The sequence below is a fragment of the Rhizobium acidisoli genome (genome assembly GCF_002531755.2).
GTDB classification, from domain to species: Bacteria; Pseudomonadota; Alphaproteobacteria; order Rhizobiales; family Rhizobiaceae; genus Rhizobium; species Rhizobium acidisoli.
Window position 1 is genome coordinate 228666 of the sequence record NZ_CP034998.1, and the last position, 21429, is coordinate 250094.

22 protein-coding genes and 2 tRNA genes are annotated in these 21429 nt (G+C 62.6%); 19 read left to right on the plus strand and 5 right to left on the minus strand.

What is annotated here, in order from left to right:
* The first annotated feature begins 163 nt into the window (after positions 1-163).
* The gene (locus tag CO657_RS01165; protein ID WP_054183778.1) at positions 164-721 is read left to right on the plus strand and encodes a TetR/AcrR family transcriptional regulator; all 558 of its coding nucleotides are present in this window, start codon (positions 164-166) and stop codon (positions 719-721) included.
* Positions 722-729: 8 nt separating this feature from the next.
* Here CO657_RS01165 and CO657_RS01170 read toward each other — a convergent pair whose 3' ends face one another.
* Positions 730-4233 (minus strand): PAS domain-containing hybrid sensor histidine kinase/response regulator, encoded by a 3504-nt coding sequence (locus tag CO657_RS01170; RefSeq protein ID WP_054183777.1) that lies wholly within the window; start codon positions 4231-4233, stop codon positions 730-732.
* Between the two features lie 220 nt (positions 4234-4453).
* On the opposite strand from CO657_RS01170, the gene mscL reads away from it, so the two are divergent.
* The 5 genes from mscL to CO657_RS01195 all read left to right on the plus strand — a co-directional run bounded on the left by mscL (position 4454) and on the right by CO657_RS01195 (position 10804).
* Positions 4454-4891, plus strand: coding sequence for a large conductance mechanosensitive channel protein MscL (gene mscL / locus CO657_RS01175; RefSeq protein ID WP_012556543.1), 438 nt, complete (start codon positions 4454-4456; stop codon positions 4889-4891).
* Positions 4892-5167: 276 nt separating this feature from the next.
* Positions 5168-6334 carry a pyridoxal phosphate-dependent aminotransferase gene (locus CO657_RS01180; protein ID WP_054183776.1) on the plus strand — a complete coding sequence of 389 codons (1167 nt, stop codon included), beginning with the start codon at positions 5168-5170 and terminating at the stop codon, positions 6332-6334.
* Between the two features lie 193 nt (positions 6335-6527).
* The gene (gene galE / locus CO657_RS01185; protein ID WP_054183775.1) at positions 6528-7562 is read left to right on the plus strand and encodes a UDP-glucose 4-epimerase GalE; all 1035 of its coding nucleotides are present in this window, start codon (positions 6528-6530) and stop codon (positions 7560-7562) included.
* Positions 7563-7663: 101 nt separating this feature from the next.
* A complete protein-coding gene (locus CO657_RS01190) occupies positions 7664-9625 on the plus strand; it encodes a putative bifunctional diguanylate cyclase/phosphodiesterase (RefSeq protein WP_054183774.1) in 1962 nt (653 codons plus the stop codon).
* A gap of 126 nt (positions 9626-9751) precedes the next feature.
* On the plus strand, positions 9752-10804 hold the full coding sequence (locus CO657_RS01195; RefSeq protein WP_054183773.1) for an enoyl-CoA hydratase/isomerase family protein: 1053 nt from the start codon (positions 9752-9754) through the stop codon (positions 10802-10804).
* 10 nt (positions 10805-10814) lie between these two features.
* Here the strand turns inward: CO657_RS01195 and CO657_RS01200 are convergent, their stop codons facing one another.
* Together CO657_RS01200 and CO657_RS01205 are read right to left on the minus strand one after the other, a co-directional pair.
* Positions 10815-12875, minus strand: a complete 2061-nt coding sequence (locus CO657_RS01200) for an ATP-dependent helicase (protein ID WP_054183772.1) — start codon at positions 12873-12875, stop codon at positions 10815-10817.
* A gap of 104 nt (positions 12876-12979) precedes the next feature.
* Positions 12980-13261, minus strand: a complete 282-nt coding sequence (locus CO657_RS01205) for a hypothetical protein (RefSeq protein WP_012556549.1) — start codon at positions 13259-13261, stop codon at positions 12980-12982.
* A gap of 174 nt (positions 13262-13435) precedes the next feature.
* Here CO657_RS01205 and CO657_RS01210 point away from each other — a divergent pair, with 174 nt between their 5' ends.
* Together CO657_RS01210 and CO657_RS01215 are read left to right on the plus strand one after the other, a co-directional pair.
* Complete coding sequence (locus tag CO657_RS01210; protein ID WP_054183771.1) at positions 13436-13696, plus strand: BON domain-containing protein; 261 nt, start codon at positions 13436-13438, stop codon at positions 13694-13696.
* 58 nt (positions 13697-13754) lie between these two features.
* Positions 13755-14015, plus strand: coding sequence for a hypothetical protein (locus CO657_RS01215; protein ID WP_054183770.1), 261 nt, complete (start codon positions 13755-13757; stop codon positions 14013-14015).
* A gap of 268 nt (positions 14016-14283) precedes the next feature.
* Here the strand turns inward: CO657_RS01215 and CO657_RS01220 are convergent, their stop codons facing one another.
* Entirely contained in the window at positions 14284-14526 is a 243-nt protein-coding gene (locus CO657_RS01220) for a DUF982 domain-containing protein (RefSeq protein ID WP_003588688.1), read from the minus strand.
* A gap of 258 nt (positions 14527-14784) precedes the next feature.
* On the opposite strand from CO657_RS01220, the gene CO657_RS01225 reads away from it, so the two are divergent.
* Entirely contained in the window at positions 14785-15177 is a 393-nt protein-coding gene (locus tag CO657_RS01225; protein ID WP_054183807.1) for a hypothetical protein, read from the plus strand.
* A 49-nt stretch (positions 15178-15226) separates the two neighbouring features.
* On the opposite strand, the gene CO657_RS01230 is transcribed toward CO657_RS01225, so the two are convergent.
* Positions 15227-15301, minus strand: a tRNA-Thr gene (locus tag CO657_RS01230).
* Between the two features lie 156 nt (positions 15302-15457).
* On the opposite strand from CO657_RS01230, the gene CO657_RS01235 reads away from it, so the two are divergent.
* From CO657_RS01235 to CO657_RS01280, 10 genes are all read left to right on the plus strand, one after another.
* Positions 15458-15652, plus strand: a complete 195-nt coding sequence (locus CO657_RS01235; RefSeq protein ID WP_003588684.1) for a hypothetical protein — start codon at positions 15458-15460, stop codon at positions 15650-15652.
* A 106-nt stretch (positions 15653-15758) separates the two neighbouring features.
* Entirely contained in the window at positions 15759-17051 is a 1293-nt protein-coding gene (gene murA, locus CO657_RS01240; protein ID WP_003588682.1) for a UDP-N-acetylglucosamine 1-carboxyvinyltransferase, read from the plus strand.
* Positions 17052-17144: 93 nt separating this feature from the next.
* Complete coding sequence (locus CO657_RS01245) at positions 17145-17576, plus strand: DUF2948 family protein (protein ID WP_054183769.1); 432 nt, start codon at positions 17145-17147, stop codon at positions 17574-17576.
* A 58-nt stretch (positions 17577-17634) separates the two neighbouring features.
* Entirely contained in the window at positions 17635-18933 is a 1299-nt protein-coding gene (gene hisD, locus CO657_RS01250) for a histidinol dehydrogenase (protein WP_054183768.1), read from the plus strand.
* 4 nt (positions 18934-18937) lie between these two features.
* A complete protein-coding gene (locus CO657_RS01255) occupies positions 18938-19411 on the plus strand; it encodes a UPF0262 family protein (RefSeq protein WP_003588677.1) in 474 nt (157 codons plus the stop codon).
* A gap of 5 nt (positions 19412-19416) precedes the next feature.
* Positions 19417-19893: an arsenate-mycothiol transferase ArsC gene (locus tag CO657_RS01260; RefSeq protein ID WP_054183767.1), complete on the plus strand. Its 477-nt coding sequence runs from the start codon at positions 19417-19419 to the stop codon at positions 19891-19893.
* A gap of 123 nt (positions 19894-20016) precedes the next feature.
* On the plus strand, positions 20017-20235 hold the full coding sequence (infA, locus tag CO657_RS01265; protein ID WP_003545338.1) for a translation initiation factor IF-1: 219 nt from the start codon (positions 20017-20019) through the stop codon (positions 20233-20235).
* A 55-nt stretch (positions 20236-20290) separates the two neighbouring features.
* Positions 20291-20911 (plus strand): Maf-like protein, encoded by a 621-nt coding sequence (locus CO657_RS01270; protein ID WP_054183766.1) that lies wholly within the window; start codon positions 20291-20293, stop codon positions 20909-20911.
* A 38-nt stretch (positions 20912-20949) separates the two neighbouring features.
* The gene (yacG, locus tag CO657_RS01275; RefSeq protein ID WP_003588672.1) at positions 20950-21162 is read left to right on the plus strand and encodes a DNA gyrase inhibitor YacG; all 213 of its coding nucleotides are present in this window, start codon (positions 20950-20952) and stop codon (positions 21160-21162) included.
* 179 nt (positions 21163-21341) lie between these two features.
* Positions 21342-21417: transfer RNA gene (locus CO657_RS01280), tRNA-Phe, on the plus strand.
* The last annotated feature ends 12 nt before the right edge of the window (positions 21418-21429 follow it).

Below are 21429 nucleotides of genomic sequence, written 5' to 3' on the forward strand. Positions count from 1 at the left end.
GTATAAACCCTCTTAAAGCTAAACCGTTGCGTTAGCTCCATGTAGGGTGAATGCATCGTAAAGGCAAATTCTTTGCGTTTATGGTTCTGTCAAAGATTTTGAACCATCAATGTGTAATGCATGTCGCCCGGAAGGTTCCGGGGATAGAAGGTCGGATGCAGGCATGGCAGTGAAAGAGAATCTCCGGCCGGGCGGCAGAAGCGCCCGGGTTCAGGCATCGGTGCACAAGGCAGCCCGCGATCTGTTGGCCCAGATGAACCGCGCCGAGGTGACGATCCCGCTGATCGCCGCCAGCGCGGGTGTGACGCCGTCGACCATCTATCGCCGCTGGGGCGACCTGCAGGAGCTTCTTGCCGATGTCGCCGTCGAGCGGCTGCGGCCGGATATGCAGCCGGTCGATGCCGGCAGCGGCAAGGCTGATCTTCAAGCCTGGGCCGAGCAATATGCCGAGGAAATGTCTTCCGGGCCGGGCCGCGAGATGATCCGCGACGTGCTGGCGGCCCAAGCCGGCGCCAATGCCTGCAAATGCTGCGAATACACCCGCCAGCAAATCGTCGTCATCGCCGAGAGGGCAAAGGCCCGCGGCGAGGTCTTTCCGGATGTCGACCGCGTTATGGACGAGGTCGTGGCGCCGATTATGTACCGCATCCTGTTCGGCGAGGTGCCGGATGCGGCGCGCGTGCGCGATCTGGTTTCGCGCGTCATGACCACGACGGATTGAGCCTGCGTTTACTCCGCAGCCGCGCGCTTGAGGCCGGAAATCTGGGTGATATAGGCGCGGAGTGCCGCCGGCCGCACCGGCTTGTGCTGGACGGCGATGCCGTATCGCTCGGCCTCGCTGCGCACTTCGGGCGTGCGGTCGGCGGTAACCAGCAAAGCGGGGATATCGGCGCCGAACTGCCGGCGCAGATGCAGGATCGCGGCGATGCCGGTGCCGTCGTCGAGATGGTAGTCGGCGATGGCGAGATCCGGCGGCCCGTCACGGCCGTCGCCTGATATCACCTCGGCGAGGCTATCGAGCGCCTTGACCTCGCAGCCCCAGCCGCTGAGCAGCAGCCGCATGCCTTCGAGGATCTTCGGCTCGTTGTCGATGCAGAGGATCTTCAGCCCCTTGAGCGGCTGCCCCGGCCGCTCAGTGGGTGTGACGGCCGCCGCCGCCTCGGCCGGGCGCGAGATGTCGAGCGGCATGGCGATGCGGAATTCCGTGCCCCTGCCATGCGTCGAGTTGAGCTCCACCGGATGGTTGAGCACCCGGGCGATGCGGTCGACGATCGACAGGCCGAGTCCGAGGCCGGAGGCGGTTTTCGCCCCTTCGTCCAGCCGGGCGAACTCCTTGAACACCGTGCGGAATTTCGACGGCGGAATGCCGATGCCGGAATCGATCACCTGGATGATCACCTGGTTGCCGCGCCGCCGCGCGCCGACCAGCACCTTGCCGGTGATCGTATATTTGATCGCGTTGGAAACGAGGTTCTGCACCAGCCGGCGCAGAAGATTGGGGTCGGAACGCACCCTGAGCGACGTCGGCATGACCACCAGCTTCAGCTGTTTTTCCCGGGCGATCGGCGCGAAATCGGTCTCGATCCGCTCCAACAGGTCGGAAAGTGCAACGGCCGCGAGCCGCGGCCGCATCGCACCGGTATCGAGCCTGGAGATATCGAGCACCGCGCCGAGAATGGTTTCGACCGATTCCAGCGCCGAATCGATATTGCGCACGATCGGGCTGTTGTCGGATTGCGCCATGCGCTCGACCAGTGCCGAGGAATAGAGCCTGGCGGCGTTCAGCGGCTGCAGGATATCGTGGCCGGCGGCGGCGAAAAAGCGGGTCTTGCCGATATTCGCCTCGTCGGCAGCGGCCCGCGCCTCGGCGAGTTCGTGATTGACGCGGGTCAGCTCGGCCGTGCGTTCGGCAACGCGCTGCTCCAATGTCTCATTTGCCTGTTTCAGCGCCTGGTCGGCGCTGACGCGCTGGGTGATATCGGTGAAGGTGGCGACGATGCCCTTGTCGGGCATGGCGTTGGAGCGCACCTCGATGATCCGCTCGCCGCCGCTGAGCACCAGCGCGAAAGGTTTGTCGAGCGTCAGGAAATGCCGCACCGTCTGATTGAGATCGCCGGGCGCGATGTCGCCGCGCTCACTCAGCGTGGTGACGATGTCGGCGAGGGGAAAGCCGACCTGACCGGCACTTTCCGGCAGGTCGAGCAATTGCCGGAAGCGCCGGTTCCAGATGGTCAGCCGATTGGAACTGTCGAACACCGCAATGCCCTGGTCCATCTGCGAAAGCGCGGTCTGCAGCATGTCCTGGTTATATTGCAGCGCCTCGCTCGCTTGGTCGAGCAGCCAGGCGGTGTCGGACGAGGCATCCTCGATTTTCTGCAGGATCAGCGACAGCACCAGCCGGGCCGAGGACGAGCCGATGGCGCTGCCGAGCAGCTGTTCGCTGAAATGGATCAGCGCCATGTCGGCCGGCTGATCGTCCTCCAGCTTACGGCCGGAGCTTTGCTCGTAAGTCGTCAGCGAGCGCTGCATCCGCTCTTCGCCGAGATAACGCGAGATCGCCGCCTTGAGATCGCCGACGCTGATGCGGGTCTTCCAGCCGCGGGTGGCGAATTGCGAGCGAGAATGGCGTTTGACGAAGATGCCGGCCTGGATGCGTTCGAGCGGCCTGGCATTGCGGGTGAGCGAGCCGACGATGAAGAAGGCGGTGTTGACGAGCAGGCTCATGACGGTCGCATTGACCAGCGGATCGGCGTCGGGCGCGGCAAACAGCGTCGTGCCCGGAAAGATGAAGCCGAGCACGGCGCTTGCCACATAGGAATAATCGGGCCCGCCGAGCGAGGGCAGGAACAGCAGGTAGACCCAGATGATGAAGCCGGAGGAAAGCCCGAGGATGGCGCCGCGTGCATTCGCCCTCCGCCAGATCAGCCCACCGAACAGCGCCGGGGCGATCTGGGCGATGGCGGCAAAGGAGAGAAGGCCGATCGAGGCAAGGCCGGCGGTGCTGTCGGTCGAGCGGTAATAGGCGTAGCCGAACAACAGCACGGCAAAAATGGCGCTGCGGCGGATGTTGAGCAGCGTCTTGGCGAAATTGTCGCGCTGGCTGGCGCGGCCGGCAAGTTTGCGCCTCAGGAAGATGGGCATGATGATGTCGTTCGACACCATGATCGACAGCGCCACGGAATCGACGATCACCATCGCCGTTGCGGCGGAGAAGCCGCCGATGAAGGTGATCAGCGACACCACAGGCATCTCACCGGCGAGCGGCAGCGACAGCATGTAGAAATCGGCATTGCCGGCACCGCCGAAGGTCAGCAGCCCGCCGATCGCCACCGGCAGCACGAAGAGATTGATCGCGATGAGATAGGTGGGAAACAGGAAGCCTGCGAGTTTCAGCTGTTTCGGCGTCCGGTTTTCGACGACCGTCACATGGAATTGCCGCGGCAGCAGGATGATCGCGAAGGCCGACAACAGGATCAGCGTCATCCAGCGGCTGATCGGCGTGTGGTAGCTCAGCGCCGACATGACAAGGCCGTTGTCGACCGTCTTCTGCCAGAGATCGGTCGGGCCGTCGAAGAGAAACCAGATGACGCAGATGCCGGCCGTCAGGAAGGCGACGAGCTTGACCACGGATTCCATCGAGACGGCAAGGATGAGGCCGTCCTGGTGCTCCGTCGCATCGGTATGCCGCGTGCCGAACATGATGGCGAAGCAGGCAAGCACCAGCGTCGCAACCAGCGGCAGGTCGAGGAAGTAGAGATTGCCGCTGCCGATGCCGTAGTCGGACGGGTTGACCATGGCGCTGACGGTGCTGGAGATCGCCTTCAGCTGCAGCGCGATATAGGGAATGGTGCCGATCAGCGAGATCAGCGCGACGATCGTTGCGACCGTCGGGTTTTTGCCGTAGCGCGCGGCGACGAAATCAGCAACCGAGGTGAGTTTCTCCGCCTTGGCGAGCTCGATGATCCGGCGAAGCAGCGGCATGCCGAGCGTGAAGACCAGAATGGGGCCGATATAGATGCCGGCAAATTCCAGGCCGCGCTGGGCGGCAAGCCCGACGCTGCCGAAATAGGTCCAGGAGGTGCAGTAGATCGCCAGGCTCAGCGCATAGACCACCGGCCATCCGCCTTCGAGCCCACCCGGGCCGCGCTTCTTGCGGTCGCCATAGCTTGCCACGGCGAAAAGCAGGAGCAGATAGCCGAAGGCAGACGCGAATATGACCCAGCCTGGAAGCATTGACCCTCCGCCGGCGGAAACCCGCCGGGACCTCCCGCAACCCGTTCAGCTTAAGTCATTTCAGAGGCGTTGAAAATTCCCGCCCGTCTAGGCCTTAAGTCAAAGACCGCCGGGGGTATCGCCAAATAATTGCGATTGCCGATTGATTAATCGCAATGAAGATGTAGCTAATGAAATCCATCGCATACTCTCTGAAATGGATCGAAGGGAGACGGATCCGATGCTCAACGAATTCAAGGCCTTTATCGCCCGTGGCAATGTCATGGATCTTGCCGTCGGCGTCATCATCGGCGGCGCCTTCGGCGGCATCGTCAAATCTCTGGTCGACGACCTGATCATGCCGATCGTCGGCGCCATTTTCGGCGGCTTCGATTTCTCGAATTACTTCCTGCCGCTCTCCTCGGCCGTCAACGCGCCGACACTGGCCGCTGCCCGCGCGCAAGGGGCGGTGTTTGCCTATGGCAGCTTCCTCACCGTGCTCATCAACTTCCTGATCCTTGCCTGGATCATCTTCCTGATGGTCAAGGGCGTGAACTATCTGCGCCTGCAGGTCGAGCGCCAGGAAAAGGCCGCACCGGAAGAACTGCCCCCGCCGCCGGCCGATGTTCAGCTGCTGACGGAGATTCGCGATCTGCTGGCCACACGTCCGACGGCCTGAGCGAGGCTGCAGGCTGCCCCTCACCCTAACCCTCTCCCCGTAAACGGGGCGAGGGGACGTGCCCTGCGAAACGTTGGCGAGGAACGGAGAGGTTGCGACTTGCCCTTCGCCCCGCAAGCGGGGAGAAGGTGCCGGCAGGCGGATGATGGGCAAGCGTCGATCTCCGGGGCTGCCTCACCCGCCCGCCCATTCATCACGAAAATCGATATGGCATCACTGGATATCATGGGATTTGCCGGCGCAAATCCACTATGAATGCGGAAACCGGAGATATGCATGTCGATCGTGAAGAGCCTCAGCCCGCGCGCCATGGCGGCGCCAGAAAGCGGGATCGTCGAAGTCGTCAATTATGCCCGCGGCCGCGAAGGCCTGTTGCCGCTCTGGGTGGGTGAAGGCGACCTGCCGACGCCCGATTTCATTAGCAGGGCGGCGATGGACGCGCTTGCTTCAGGCGAGACCTTCTACACCTGGCAGCGCGGCATTCCGGAGCTTCGCCAGGCGCTTTCGGATTATTACAGCAGACATTTCGGAATCCGGCTTCCGGTCGAGCATTTCTATGTCACCGGTTCCGGCATGCAGGCGATCCAGATCGCCGTGCAGACGCTGACCTCGCCGGATGATGAACTGGTTTACCTCACCCCCGCCTGGCCGAATATCGCCGCCGCCCTCGAAATCGCGGGCGCGCGCTCCGTCGGCGTCGAGCTGCAGTTCGAAGGCGGGAAATGGGCGGTCGATCTCGACCGCGTCGAAGCCGCCATCACGCCGAAAACCAGGGGCATCTTTATCAACACGCCGTCGAACCCGACGGGCTGGACGGCGACGAAGAAGGATCTTGCCGACATCCTGGCGCTGGCCCGCCGGCACGATCTCTGGATCATGGCCGATGAAATCTACGCGCTCTATTATTTTGCCGGCGGCCGGGCGCCGTCTTTCCTCGATGTGATGGAGCCGGACGACAAGATCATTTTCGTCAACTCCTTCTCGAAGAACTGGTCGATGACCGGCTGGCGCGTCGGCTGGATCGTCGCGCCGCCCGAGATGGGTCAGGTGCTCGAAAACCTCATCCAGTATTCGACCTCGGGCGTCGCGCAGTTCATGCAGAAGGGCGCCGTTGCAGCCCTTGATCAGGGCGACGATTTCGTTGCCGCCAATATCGCCAAGGCGGCCCGGTCCCGCGATATTCTCTGCGATGCGCTTGTCGCCACCAACCGCGTCGAGACGCTGAAGCCGGACGGCGCGCTTTATGCCTTCCTGAAGATCGACGGCGTCACCGACAGCCGCAGCGCCGCCATCGACATCGTCGACAAGACAGGCGTCGGCCTTGCCCCCGGAACCGCCTTCGGCGCCGGCGGCGAACTCTTCCTGCGCGCCTGTTTCCTGCGCGATCCCGCCCAGGTGGCGGTCGCGGCCGAACGTCTCTGCGACTATATCCTCAGGCGCTGAGAAGCGGCTCGGTCGGGTGATTTCGTGCCGGAATCGCCCGATCGATAAAACTTGAGCAAAGCCCGAAATCGGCCTCTAACCACAAGTCCAAACATACCGGTTCAAAGGGCCTGGAACGGCCATTCGATAAGAAAATTGGAAAGAAAAACCGGGCCTGATGCCCCTGCTATAAAACAAAGCAGGGATGCGGGACATGGCGGTTTTGGTGACGGGCGGCGCCGGATATATTGGCAGTCACATGGTTTGGGCGCTGCTCGATGCGGGTGAGGATGTGGTCGTGCTCGACCGTCTCTCCACGGGCTTTCGCTGGGCCGTGGCGCCGGCGGCGCGTTTCTATCTCGGCGACGTCGCCGATCCCGACGTCTTGAAGAAGATCTTCATCGAAAACGACATCGAAGCGATCATTCATTTCGCCGGCTCCGCCGTCGTGCCGGTCTCGGTCGCCGATCCGCTCTCCTATTACGACAACAATTCAGGCAAGACCCGGGCGCTGCTCTCCGCGTCGGTCGAAGCCGGCATCCGCAACTTCGTCTTCTCGTCGACCGCGGCCGTCTACGGTCAGCAAAAGACCGACCTGCCGGTGAAGGAGACCGCCTCCCTCAATCCGGAAAATCCCTACGGCCAGTCGAAGCTGATGACCGAATTCATGCTGCGCGATGCCGCTAGCGCCTATGATTTCAACTATGTCGCGCTTCGCTACTTCAACGTCGCCGGCGCCGATCCCGACCACCGCGCCGGCCAGTCGACCTCAGGCGCCACCCACCTCATCAAGGTTGCCTGCGAGGCAGCACTCGGCAGGCGCGACAGCGTCAGCGTCTATGGTGTCGATTATCCCACCCATGACGGCACCGGCGTGCGCGACTACATCCATGTCACCGATGTTGTCGATGCGCATCTGAAGGCGCTGCAGCACCTGCGCCGGGGCAAGGGCTCGCTCGTTGCCAATTGCGGTTATGGCAGCGGCTATTCCGTGCTCGACGTGCTGAACATGGTCACCCGCCTGCACGGACATTCCTTCAAGATCCACATGGCGCCGCGCCGCGCAGGCGATTCCGCCAGCGTCGTCGCCGACGCTTCGCTCGCCCGGCAGGTGCTCGAGTGGAAGCCCAGGCACGATTCGCTGGAAACCATCGTCCAGAGCTCGCTCGATTGGGAACTCTTCCTAGCGAACAGAAACGTCGACGACCTGCACAGCATCCACCGGGCGCTGGCAGCCGCGTCGTTCTAGACCGGCGTCGGACCGTTACCGCCCCATGCCTCGCATGCCGTCACGTGAATAAGGAATGATCAAGCTTTCTCTGGCCGGCTCTGGCCGACGGAAAAGGGAAGATGAAGAAGTTTCTGGCCTCATTGCAGCTGCAAAAAGACAATCCGACGCTTCTGACGGCGCAGTTTCGGGCTCTGTCGTCGCAGATCCCCATTCTCTATGTTCTCCTGGTCATCAACGCCCTTGCGGTGGCAATCACCCACCTTGAATCCGCCCCGCTCTGGCTCTCGCTCTATATCCCCGTCGCCCTGAGCATCGTCTGTGTCTTCCGACTCTGCTGGTGGGAGATCAGGGGCAAGGAGAACGTCACGGCCGAGCGCGCCTACCGGCTGATGAAGATCACCATATCGGGTGCCGCCATCCTCACGATCGCTTTCGGCGGCTGGGCGATCGCGCTTTACCAGTATGGCGATGCGTCCCAACAGGGCCAGATCGCCTATTTCCTCGTCGTCACCGGCATTTCCTGCATCTTTTGCCTGATGCATCTGCCGATGGCGGCGGCGCTGACCACGGTCATCACCTTCTCGGCCATGATCGCGACCTTCATGTTCTCGGGCAATCCCGTTTTCGTCGCGACGGCCGTCAGCGGCCTCTTCCTGATCCTGCCCTTCCTCAGGGTGATCGACAGCTATTTCCAGAATTTCGTCGGCCTGGTGCAATTGACCGAGGAACTGAAGCAGAAGCGGGCGGAAGCCGAGGAGCTCAACCTTGTCAACAGCCGCAACGCGCTGCAGGACCAGCTGACGGGCCTTGCCAACCGCCGCAGCTTCTTTCTCTCGCTCGAAAAACGGTTGCAGAAGGATCCGTCCGCGCCGCCTGTTCTCGGCATTCTCGATCTCGACGGCTTCAAGCCCGTCAACGATGTCTTCGGCCATGCCGCCGGCGATCTGGTGCTCAAGGAGACGGCCCGCCGCTTCGCCGCACTGGTCGGCGAAGCGGGCATCGTCTCCCGCCTCGGCGGCGACGAGTTCGGCATCATTTTCCCCTGTTCGATGACACGCCAGGCGATTGCCGATCTCGGCCAGGCGCTCTGCGCCGCGGTCCGCGACCCTTACGAAATCCCCGACGGTTCGGTCCGCGTTTTCGGCTCCTGCGGCATCGTCTATCCCGAGATCGGCAGATACACCGCCGAGGATCTCTACGAGAAAGCCGATTTTGCCCTCTACCAGGTCAAGAGCAAGCGCAGCAGCGGCGTCGAATTCTTCTCGGCCGAGCACGAGAAGATCCTGACCCAGCGCCACCTGATCGAACTCGAGCTGCAGGCGAATGATTTTGCCAGCGAATTGAAACTCGAATATCAGCCGATCGTCGAATTGAAGAGCGGCCGCGTCGTCGGCTACGAGGCGCTTGCCCGCTGGGACAGCGCCCGCTTCGGCCGCATTAGCCCCGAAGCTTTCATTCCCGCGGCCGAGCGCACCGCCGTCATCGGCCGGATGACGCGCATCCTTTTTGCCAAGGCGCTCGAAGCGCTGGCAATCATTCCCCGCCACCTCAAGCTCTCCTTCAATCTCTCGGCGCGTGATATTTGCGACCATGAGACATCGATGGCGCTGCTAGGCATGATCACTCGCTCCGGCATCGATCCCCGGCGCATCGAATTCGAGATCACCGAGACCGCACTGCTCTCCGATTTCGACACCGCCGACAAGGTCATCACCATGCTGCGCTCGGCCGGCATCTCCATCGCGCTCGACGATTTCGGCACCGGCTATTCGAGCCTCAGCCATATTCACCGTCTCGGCTTCGACAAGCTGAAGATCGACAAGGCCTTCGTGATGAATTTCGATCGCGACGCCCGTTGCATGAACATCACCCGCTCGGTCGCCAATCTTTGCCAGAATCTCGGCATCGCCTCCGTTGCCGAAGGCGTCGAAAGCGAAGGGGTCGCCGAGGGATTGAAGGCGATGGGCGTTCGCCTGGCGCAGGGCTATCATTTCTCGCGGCCGCTGCCGCTGGAGCTTGCCATCGACTACGCCGCCCGCTGCGAAGCCGAAGCCATCGCCCGCAATTCGCTATCGGCCTGAGCGATCGATCTCGCCTGCTGTAAATCGACTGGAGCGACGCTGCATCGTCGTCTATTCATGGTTACGAGCCTTTCCCGAGCAGAATGCTTCAATCGGATCAGGAAGGCTCAGCAGCGGAGGTAAACCATGCAGGACGGCGAAGTCATCATCGAACAGCGGGGCACTGCCGGCATCATCCGGCTCAACCGGCCACGGGCGCTGAACAGCCTGACGCTGCCGATGATCCGGGCGATCACCGAGGCCCTTGATGGCTTTGCCGCAGATGCCGCGGTGGCGAGCGTCGTGGTGGCGGGGGAGGGCGAACGCGGCTTCTGCGCCGGCGGCGACATCCGCGCCCTGCATGAAAGTGCGCGCGCCGGCGATGGGCTCGCAGGCGCCTTCTGGCGCGAGGAATTCCGCCTCAACCATCAGATCGCCATCTACCCCAAACCCTATGTCGCGCTGATGGACGGCATCACCATGGGCGGCGGCGTCGGCCTGTCGTCGCACGGCCGCCACCGCATCGTCACCGAGCGCACCCGGCTTGCCATGCCCGAAACCGGCATCGGCTACGTCCCCGATGTCGGCGCCACCTGGCTGCTGCCGAAGGCCCCGGGCGAAGCCGGAACATGGCTCGGGCTAACCGGGCTCGATATTGGTGCGGCCGACGCGATCCATGCCGGGCTTGCCGACCGTCAGATCGCTTCGGCGCGGCTCGGCTCGGTGATCGAGGCGCTGTCGGCCTTGCCGCGCGGCAGCGCGTCCAGCGATGCCGATGCCCTCTTGCAGGGGCTTGCTGAGCCTGCGGGAGAAAGCCGGCTCAGGCAGAATGCCGCGATGATCGATCGCACCTTTCGTTTCGACAGTGTCGAGGAAATCCTGGCAGCGCTTGCCGGGGAAGAGGGCGACTTCGCCGCCGAGACCCGCCGGGTGCTGTCGACCCGTTCGCCGACCAGCCTGAAGCTCGCTTTGGCGCTGCTCAGAGCCGGCCGCCGCAGCGCCTCGCTTGCCGAATGCCTCGGCCGCGAACTTGGCGCCTGCCTGCAGATGCTCGATAATCCGGATTTCTTCGAGGGCATCCGCGCCGCCGTCATCGACAAGGACCGCAATCCGAAATGGTCGCCGGCAAGTGTCGAGGCCGTGGAGACGGCAATGGTCGAGCGATTCCTGAAACCGGCCGAGCCGCCGCTATCACTCTGACTTCGTCTGTTTATCGCCACATGCCGCGCATGCGGGCGCCGACATCGATGCGCACCTGCCGCGCCTGCGCTTGCGCCGCCGCCTCGGACTTCACCTGCGGCCAGCTACAGGCTTCGAAGAACTGCAGCAGCGTCGCCGGAATGAAGCGGCTGCGCGAGGCATAGACGTGCCGGTCGCCCTGCGCATTCTGCCCATAGGTGAAGAAGCGCTGCGGCACCACAAGGTCGAGACCGTCGCGGGCGCGGGTCATCGCCACATAGAGCAGCCGGCGTTCCTCCTCGATTTCGGCGCTGGCGCCGACGGCAAGATCGCTCGGAATGCAGCCGTCGACGACGTTCAGCATGAAGACCCTTGTCCATTCCTGGCCCTTGGCGGAATGGATTGTGGAAAGAATGAGGTAATCCTCGTCAAGCAGCGGCACGCCGGCCTGGTCGCTGGTCGCATCCGGCGGATCGAGGGTGAGTTCGGTGAGGAAACGCTCGCGCGAGGCATAACCACTGGCAATCTGCTCGAGCTGCAGCAGATCGGCCTGCCGCGTCGCCGCGTCCTCATGCAGCCGCTCCAGATGCGGCGCATACCATTGCCGCGCCAGCTCGATTTCCGCCGGCCAGCCGGCCTTGCCGGATTTCATCTCCTGCAGCATGGCAACGAAACCAGTCCAGTCCTCGCCGGAGCGCGGCGGCGCCGGCATGGCGGCCAGCGCCGTGATCGGGCTCGCATCCTCGGCCATCAGGTCGAGCGCCTTCTGCGCCGTCGACGGCCCGACGCCCGGCAGGATCTGCATCAGCCGGAAGCCTGCCACCCGGTCGCGCGGGTTCTGTGCGAAGCGCAGCGCCGCCAGCATGTCCTTGACATGGGCGCTGTCGAGAAATTTCAGCCCGCCGAACTTGACGAAAGGAATGTTGCGCCGGGTCAGCTCGACCTCCAGCGGTCCACTGTGATGCGAGGCGCGGAACAGCACCGCCTGCTGCTTGAGCGTCAGGCCTTCCTCGCGATTGTCGAGCACCATGTCGGCGACATAACGCGCCTGGTCGGCCTCGTCGCGCACGGTGACCAGGCGCGGCCGCTCGGCAGATTGCCGCTCGGTCCACAGGTTCTTGGTGAAGCGCTCCGAGGCGAGATCGATGACGGCATTGGCCGCCGCCAGGATCGGCTGCGTCGAGCGGTAGTTGCGGTCGAGCGTGACGATATTGGCGGCCGGGCTGAAGGCGGCGGGAAAATCGAGAATATTGCGCACCGTCGCCGCACGGAAGGAATAGATCGACTGCGCATCGTCGCCGACGACCGTCAGCCCCTGGCCGCCGGGCTTCAGCGCCATCAGGATCGAGGCCTGCAGCCGGTTGGTGTCCTGATATTCGTCGACCAGCACATGGTCGAAGCGGCTGCCGATATCCTCGGCAATCACGCTTTCGCCGACCATCTGCGCCCAGTAGAGCAGCAGGTCGTCGTAATCGAGCACGTTCTGGCTCTGCTTCGCCTCGACATAACAGGCGAACAGCTCGCGCAGCTGTTTTTCCCAGGTCGCACACCAGGGAAAAGCGTCGCGCAGCACCTGGTCGAGCGCCGTCTCGGAATTCACCGCTCGGGAATAGATCGCAAGGCAGGTGCCCTTGGCCGGGAACCGGCTTTCCGTTTTGGAGAAGCCGAGATCGTGCCGGATGAGGTTGATCAGGTCGGCGCTGTCTTCGCGGTCGTGAATGGTGAAATCGGCATCGAGGCCGATCTGCTGCGCATAATCGCGCAACAGCCGCGCGCCGATGCCGTGGAAGGTGCCGGACCAGTTCAGCGCATCGGCCATCACACCGGCATTCGCACCCAGCACATCGCGGCAGATGCGCTCGACGCGCCGCGCCATCTCGGCGGCGGCCCGGCGCGAGAAGGTCATCAGCAGGATGCGGCGCGGATCGGCGCCCTTGACGATCAGATGGGCAACCCGATGCGCCAGCGTATTGGTCTTGCCCGAACCGGCGCCGGCAATGACCAGCAGCGGCCCGGCAATATGGCTGCCGTCGGTGAGCGTGCCATGCTCGACGGCCATGCGCTGCTGGGGATTGAGCTTTTCGAGATACATCCAGCCGTCCGGTCGGGCTCCCGCAGAATCACTGGGGAAGATTAGATGTTCCTTGAATGTTCGCGATTTCAGCCGCTGTCAAGCATTGAGGTGCCCGGGGGGCTTCAATCGGGGAAATCCGGTCCCACCACACGCCGCACCAGCTTCAGACTGCGATCCGGCTGAAGAATATAAGTCTCTTCCACGCGCTGACCGGTCCCGTCGTAGAACTGGTGGTGGACCGCGCTGCCGACCGGCGACTTGGTCAGCTTCGTCCGCGGCTGGCCGCCATAGGTGATGCTGCCGGGAATAGGGTCCAGCGCCGGGCTATCGGCGGAGGAGCAGCCGGCAAGCAAGGCCACGGCAAACAATGCCCCGGGGAATAAGGCGGGCAGCAGCACTTTCATCGTCGTCATCCCTCTGTCGGCTCCAAGCCAGATATGGAAACCGCAGCGGCTTCCGCCAAGGGCAGGCCACACCGGGGCTTGCAGAAATCACGCTCGAATATCGCGCCGAGCCGGTCGCAACGAAAGCCCTGCTGCGGCGTTAACCGAGATCAACCAACCTTAGGAGACGCTGACGTGATCGGGTTTCCCGGCTTCACCGACCATGACGAATCCGGCCGGCAGGGACACGGCGAGGCGGCGACGCGCGCTTCGGTCGAGAGCGCCCTTCATGCCGCCGTCGATCTCGACGCTGAGGAAATCACCGTCGACATGCTGGGCTCCTATGTCATCCTCGACGGTTTCGTGCACCGGCGCGGCGATGTCGAGCGGGCGATCGCAATCGCCGAAAGCATCGTCGGTCAAGGTTATGTGCACTGTCGCCTGTTGCGGCGCTGAGGGAACCAAGTGCCCTTCCGCGGGTTGAAATGCCGGATCGAAACGCTGGAGACCCCTCATGCAGTCGCTTCCTCGCCTCTGGGCACTCACCCTGATATCGGCCGGCGTCTTTGCCGGTTCCGCCTATGCCTCGCTGGAAACCGGCACGAATTATTCCGCACTGCCGAAGGACCAGGTCGCCCTCAACGAATATACCGGCGCCGTCGCCTGCACGCCGGCAGAACCGCAGTATCTCCCCTCCTTCATCCGCGCGGGCGATGGCACGATCATCGGTGTCGGTTATATCGAGGTGGAGAGTGAGGGCGGCGCGGACTGCTGAAATAGTCCTGCTCGAACGAGGCTCGCCTGCGTTCCCGCAGAGGTGACGAGCCTCTGACCATCATCATGATGGCTGGGCGTCTTTTATGAATAGACCTGCCCCATTCACAACGCCCATTGCACCAAAACCCGCCACAAGTTCGATGCAGGGTTAAGTAAATTAAAGCATTGCACCGTTCCGGCACGCTCCGTTTACGGAAATGCCGGCCGAAATACCAGTTCAACGTGGCTGAGCGTGCTTCCGCGTCCTGTCGAACGCTTGGGCGCTCTTAATGCAACTTCAGCTTCGCCTCTTCGGCCGCAGCCAGGAACTCGGCTCGCGCCTCTTCCACGCTCTTGCGCCCGTCAAGCGCTGCCCGGCAGGTGCTGCGCGCCTTGATATAACGCAGCCCGCGCGAGTTCGGCCAGAAATCCGCCAGGCATTTCAGCGCATCGAACGGCCCGCTGACCGTTCGCGCGTCGGCATCTTCGAAACCGACCTTGACCGGGCTGTCCCATTTTTCAGTTGCCATCAATGCTCCTCCACGATTGTCGACAGAAACAAAGGGTGCAGCGCCTCCCTATTCCTCCGTGGAGACGCCGCTATGATAGCATTCTAGCGTGATTTTCACGGCCAACAATGGTGAATCGTTTGTTGCCGGTGAGGCGAAATGTCAGCGTGTGTGAGAGGGGTTCGCCGGCATGCAGGCCGGGATGTTTTTTTAGATAGTCGCAGATAAGTTGTATGGCGCTTGCGCGCTGCTACCGCTACCCAGCTAAGGGGCTCCGACATGGGTTTAGATCGAAAATTGATCCAGGCTGCTTTTCTCTGCGGGGGGCTGGCAATGCCGGCCTTTGCCGGCGGCGCAGAGATATCAGATGAAGACGCTTTGCTCGCGCGTATTTCTACTGAGATTATCCCTAGGATCCAACTGGAATACGTGCAGACCGCCATCGGCCAGTTTACGGCCGCGATGGATATCGCCGCCTTTCGCGCACGACTGATATTAGACGAGGCATTACAGCAATGGTACGTCGAAGGTATATATGATGGAGTTCCTACGAGGGTAACCGCCGACCTGCTTGAACGGTGGGCGTTGTCGCCATCCATGCCCTATTATCTCGAAGCAATCGACATTCCCGATTGCGCTCATGGCAGCGTGCTGCTTCCCAATTGTCGTTAGCCCTCGTCGAGCACGTGCGAGGAGATATCCGATATCTGAGAAAGAAAACTGGTGCTGCCGAGTGGGATTGAACCACCGACCTCACCCTTACCAAGGGTGTGCTCTACCACTGAGCTACGGCAGCAGGACCAGGACCCGTGCGAGCCGGGTGGCTCAAATCGCGGGAACGGGGCGGCTATTGCCACAGCTTGGCGGCAAGCGCAAGCAGCAAATTCCAACTTCGCGTGGATTGGGACGCAAGGGCCTTTTGGATCGGCGCGAATTCGGCTAATCCTGTCACATGAACGACAAGACCGAAACCGGCCAGCAGAGCCGCAAACAGGCGATCGAGGCCCAGGCGAAACTGCGCCGCGAGCGCGCCGCCGAAAAACTCAGAGAAAATCTTTCGAAACGCAAACAGCAGGTGCGCGCCCGCCGCTCGGGCCAAGCCGACGAAACAAATGGACTGCCTGCCGCAAAAATGGACGAATCGTAATGTTCCGTCCGCGGTCAATTGAAGCGTCGCGAAAAATCCCTTAAACACCCCACTCCCTATTCCAAGGCAGTATTTCAGGAAAGGCGGGCGCGGCCCGTAAGCGCACATGGATCGTATCAGAATCGTCGGCGGTAATGAGCTGAATGGCATCATTCCGATTTCCGGCGCCAAGAATGCCGCATTGCCGCTGATGATTGCCTCGCTTCTGACCAGCGATACGCTGACGCTGGAAAACGTGCCGCATCTGGCCGATGTCGAACTCTTGATGCGCATCCTCGGCAATCATGGCGTCGACGTTGCGGTCAACGGCCGCCGTGAGCGCCAGGAAGATTCCTATTCGCGCACGATCCATTTCACCTGCCGCACCATCGTCGATACCACCGCTTCCTATGAGCTGGTCTCGAAGATGCGCGCCTCTTTCTGGGTCATCGGGCCGCTCCTGGCGCGCGAAGGCCATTGCCGGGTGTCGCTGCCGGGCGGCTGCGCCATCGGCACGCGCCCCGTCGATCTCTTCATCGAGGGCCTGACGGCGCTCGGCGCCACCATGGAGATCGATGCCGGTTATATCAACGCCAAGGCGCCGAATGGCGGCCTGATCGGCGCGCGCTACACCTTCCCGAAGGTCTCCGTCGGCGCCACCCATGTGGTGATGATGGCGGCAACGCTTGCCCGCGGCACGACCGTCATCGGCAATGCCGCCCGCGAGCCTGAAGTCGTCGACCTCGCCAACTGCCTGAACGCCATGGGCGCCAAGATCTCCGGCGCCGGCACCGCGACGATCACCATCGAAGGCGTCACCTCGCTTTCCGGCGCCCGCCACCGCGTCCTGCCGGATCGTATCGAGACCGGCACCTATGCCATGGCGGTTGCCATGGCCGGCGGCGACGTCGTGCTCGAAAATACCGATGTGGCGCTGCTCGACACCGCATTGGAAACGCTGCGCCGCGCCGGTGCGGACATCTCCGCGACCAACAACGGCATGCGCGTCAAGCGCAATGGCGCCGGCATCAAGCCGGTCGATATCGTCACCGATCCCTTCCCGGGTTTCCCCACGGATCTGCAGGCGCAGTTCATGGCGCTGATGACCCGCTCTTCCGGCATCTCGCACGTGACCGAGACCATCTTCGAAAACCGCTTCATGCATGTGCAGGAACTGGCCCGCCTCGGCGCCAGGATCACGCTATCCGGCCAGACGGCGAAGATCGAGGGTGTCCAGCGGCTGCGCGGCGCCCCCGTCATGGCGACCGATCTGCGCGCTTCCGTCTCGCTCGTCATCGCCGGCCTGGCCGCCGAGGGCGAAACCACGGTCTCCCGCGTCTATCACCTCGACCGCGGTTTCGAGCGGCTCGAGGAGAAGCTGACCCGCTGCGGCGCCGTCGTCGAGCGCATCAGCGAGTAAGCCGTTCATCCCGGTTGCGTATTTGGCCGCAGCATCTTATTTCCCTTGTCTGACGCATCGCCATTTCGGCGGTGCCTGCTGGGATGAAGCCGAATGACCGAACTGAAGCTTGTAGCGCTCGATGACGAGGATCTTGCGATCATCTCCGCGCATATGCAGGACAGCGTCTTCAAGGTCGGCGATATCGACTGGTCGCCGCGCGACGCGCAGTTCGCCCTTGCCGTCAATCGTTTCGTCTGGGAAGGTGCCGAGCGCAAGCGTAGAGGCTTCGAGCGCCGCCGGGCCGCCCTGGTGTTCAAGCGGGTGCTCGCCGTGCGGTCGCTCGGCATCGACCGCGGCAAACGGGACGAGGTGCTGTCGCTGCTGGCGCTGCGTTTCGAGCAGAAGGGCGAGGGACCGGAGGGTACGATTGAGCTGTCGCTGTCCGGCACCGCCTCGATTGCGCTCGATGTCGAATGTATCGAAGTGCAGCTCGCCGATATCGGCGGCGCCTGGGAGGCCTCCTCCAAGCCTCGCCACCTCTGACGTCTCTGACGCTTGAGGTTTGAACATCGCAGTTTCGAGTTGAGAAGGAATATCGGCCTTGGCAATCTGGCTGGATCAGGCATCGGAAGGTTTCGAGCAGCGTTTTGCCGCCTTTCTGACGACGAAGCGTGAAGTCTCCGAGGATGTGAACGTCGTCGTTCGCGCCATCATCGATGACATCAGGGCCCGCGGCGATGTGGCGCTTGCCGAATATTCGCTGAAGTTCGACGGCATCGATTTCGCCACCGTGCCAATGCGGGTCACGCCGGAAGAGTTCGACGCGGCGATCGAGGCCGTGCCTCCGGAAGTGCTGGGTGCGCTGAAGCTCGCGGCACTGCGCATCGAATCTCATCATCGCCGGCAGCTGCCGAAGGACGATATTTACGAAGACGATCTCGGCGTCGGTCTCGGCTCGCGCTGGACGGCGCTCGAGGCGGTCGGCCTCTATGTTCCGGGCGGCACTGCGAGTTATCCGAGCTCGGTGCTGATGAATGCCGTGCCGGCCAAGGTCGCCGGCGTCGATCGCATCGTCATCGCCGTTCCCGCCACCGGTGGTGCCGTCAACCCGGCGGTGCTTGCCGCCGCCAAGCTTGTCGGTGTGACCGAGGTTTATCGTGTCGGCGGCGCCCAGGCGATCGCGGCTCTTGCCTATGGCACCGAGACGATCGCCCCGGTTGCCAAGATCACCGGTCCCGGCAATGCCTATGTTGCTGCTGCCAAGCGCCATGTCTTCGGCACTGTCGGCATCGATATGATCGCCGGCCCTTCCGAAGTGCTCGTCATTGCCGACAAGGACAACAATCCCGATTGGATCGCCGCCGATCTGCTGGCGCAGGCCGAGCACGATGCCAGCGCCCAGGCAATCCTGATCACCGATAATGCCGAATTCGGCAAGGCCGTGGAGCAGGCGGTCGAGCGCCAGCTAAAGACGCTGAACCGCGCCGAGACCGCCGCGGCAAGCTGGCGCGATTTCGGCGCGGTCATTCTCGTTGCCGATCTGAAGCAGGCCATTCCGCTTGCCAACCGCATCGCCGCCGAGCATCTGGAGCTTGCCGTCGCCGATCCGGATCGGCTGCTCGACGGCATCCGCAATGCCGGCGCGATCTTCATCGGCGCCCATACGCCCGAGGTGATCGGCGATTATGTCGGCGGTTCCAACCATGTGCTGCCGACGGCGCGCTCGGCGCGTTTCTCGTCCGGCCTTTCGGTGCTCGATTTCGTCAAGCGCACCTCGATCCTGCGGCTCGGCCCGCAGCAATTGCGCACCCTCGGCCCGGCGGCGATTGCGCTGGCCGTCTCCGAAGGCCTCGATGCTCATGCGCGATCGGTTGCGATCCGCCTCAACCTCGAAAGGTGAGGGGATGGCGGCGGGCGATTTCCGGCTTTGCGACGTCGTCCTCGACGATACGATCGGCCGTTCGACGCCCGATGTCGAGCATGAACGCGCCGTCGCCATTTTCGACCTGATCGAGGAGAACAGTTTTGCGCCGATCGGCCATGCCGGCGGGCCTTACCGGCTGAACATCTCGCTGGTCGATTCCAAGCTGGTCTTTGCCATCAGGACGGAGGAAGGCATCGACGTCGCCACCCATATCCTGTCGCTCACCCCCTTCCGGCGGATCGTCAAGGATTACTTCATGATCTGCGAGAGCTATTACGAAGCGATCCGTTCGGCCACACCGAGCCGCATCGAGGCGATCGACATGGGCCGGCGCGGCATCCACAATGAAGGTTCGCAGACGCTGAAGGACAGGCTGACCGGCAAGATAGAGGTCGATTTCGACACCGCCCGGCGGCTGTTCACTCTGGTCTGCGTGCTCTACTGGCGCGGGTGACGGCCATGGATCTCGGCGCCGACATCGAGGAGGGAAAGCGGCCGGGCGCCATCCTCTTCATGTGCGGAATGAATGCCATCCGCTCGCCGATGGCCGAAGCGATCGCCCGCAGCATGCTGCCGTCCAATACCTATATCAGGTCGGCCGGCGTGCGCGCCGGCGAGCGCGATCCTTTCGTCGATGTCGTGCTCGACGAGATCGGGCTGTCGCTCGGGCGCCACCTGCCGCAGACGCTGGAAGAGCTCGAGGACGATTATTTCGATCTGATCATCACCCTGTCGCCGCAGGCCCACCATGCCGCCCTCGAGCTGACGCGGTCGAATGCGATCGATGTGGTCTACTGGCCGACCATGGATCCGACGGTTGTCAGCGGCACGCGCGAGCAGATTCTGGAGAGCTACCGCGAGGTCCGCGATTACCTCACGGGCCTCATCGAAAGCCGGCTAGTCAAACGAAATGGCATTGCCGCGCAATCGGCTTGAAAACAAATGACGGAAAGGCCGTTCAACAAGGTTCACAAACCTGCGTTGATTGTGTAGTTTCCGCCCAAATTTTAAAGGCGCGCGCTGCGCTGCCTATTCAACCCACAGGAAGAAAACACTTATATGCCGAAAGAAGAAGTCCTCGAATTCCCGGGTATCGTCACCGAACTTCTGCCGAATGCGACGTTCCGCGTGAAGCTCGAAAACGAACACGAGATCATCGCCCACACCGCGGGCCGCATGCGCAAGAACCGTATCCGCGTTCTCGCCGGCGACAAGGTGCTCGTGGAAATGACGCCCTACGATCTGACCAAGGGCCGCATCACCTACCGTTTCAAGTAAGCTTGCCCAAGGTTCTGCAGGGGTTGTTCTCCCGTCTGTCGATGGTCGAGGTTCCATGGCGCTGAAATACAAGCTCATTCTCGCCTCGGGCTCGCCCCGTCGCGTCGACCTGCTCAACCAGGCAGGCATCGAGCCTTCGCGCCTGATGCCGATGGATATCGACGAGACGCCGAAGAAGTCGGAGCACCCGCGTTCGCTGGCCCGCAGGCTTTCGGCCGAGAAGGCGGAAGCCGCACTTGCCGCCATCAAGAGCGATATCACCTGGAAGGGCAGCTATATCCTCTCGGCCGATACGGTGGTCGCCGTCGGCCGGCGCATTCTCGGCAAGGCGGAATTCGCCGATGAGGCATTGAGCTCGCTGCATCTGTTGTCGGGACGCAACCATCTCGTCTATACCGGCGTTTGCCTGGTGACGCCGGATCGCAAGATCCGCCAGAAGATCGTCGAGACCAAGGTGCGCTTCAAGCGCCTCTCCGGCTTCGAGATCGAAAACTACCTGGCCTCCGGCCAGTGGCGCGGCAAGGCGGGCGCCTATGGCATTCAGGGACTTGCGGGCACCTTCGTGCAGAAGATGGTCGGCTCCTACTCCAATGTCGTCGGCCTGCCGCTTTATGAAACCATTGTGCTTTTGACCGGCGAAGGCTTCGACGTGTATAGCCGGTGGCCCGAGGGCTGAAGCCCGAAGGCCGACTCCTGAACTAGGACGGACCGATCATGCCCGAAGACAACAAAGCCGCCGCCAAGGTCGAACCGCTGCGCAAGGCGCGCCCTTGCCCCGAATGCGGCAAACCCTCTCACCGCGAACATTACCCCTTCTGCTCCAACCGCTGCCGCGAGGTCGATCTCTCCCGCTGGCTGACCGGCGCCTATGCCATTCCGGTTGCCGACGACGAGACCAAGGCCGAATATCCCGATGAGGAAAACTAGGGGGCTCACTTCGCGAAGCTCTTATTTTTCCTCATGAATCGGCAAAACCGGCAAGACCGTCAAAAAAGAGTCATTTGACGCTTGCCATGGCCGAACAAGATGCTATAACCCCGCTCGCTTCCGGGGCGCACCAAGGTCCCGCGGTTCTTTTTTCGAAAAGCACCATCGGAAGCAGGTTAGCCCAGGTAGCTCAGTTGGTAGAGCAGCGGATTGAAAATCCGCGTGTCACTGGTTCGATTCCGGTCCTGGGCACCACTCAATTCCCTA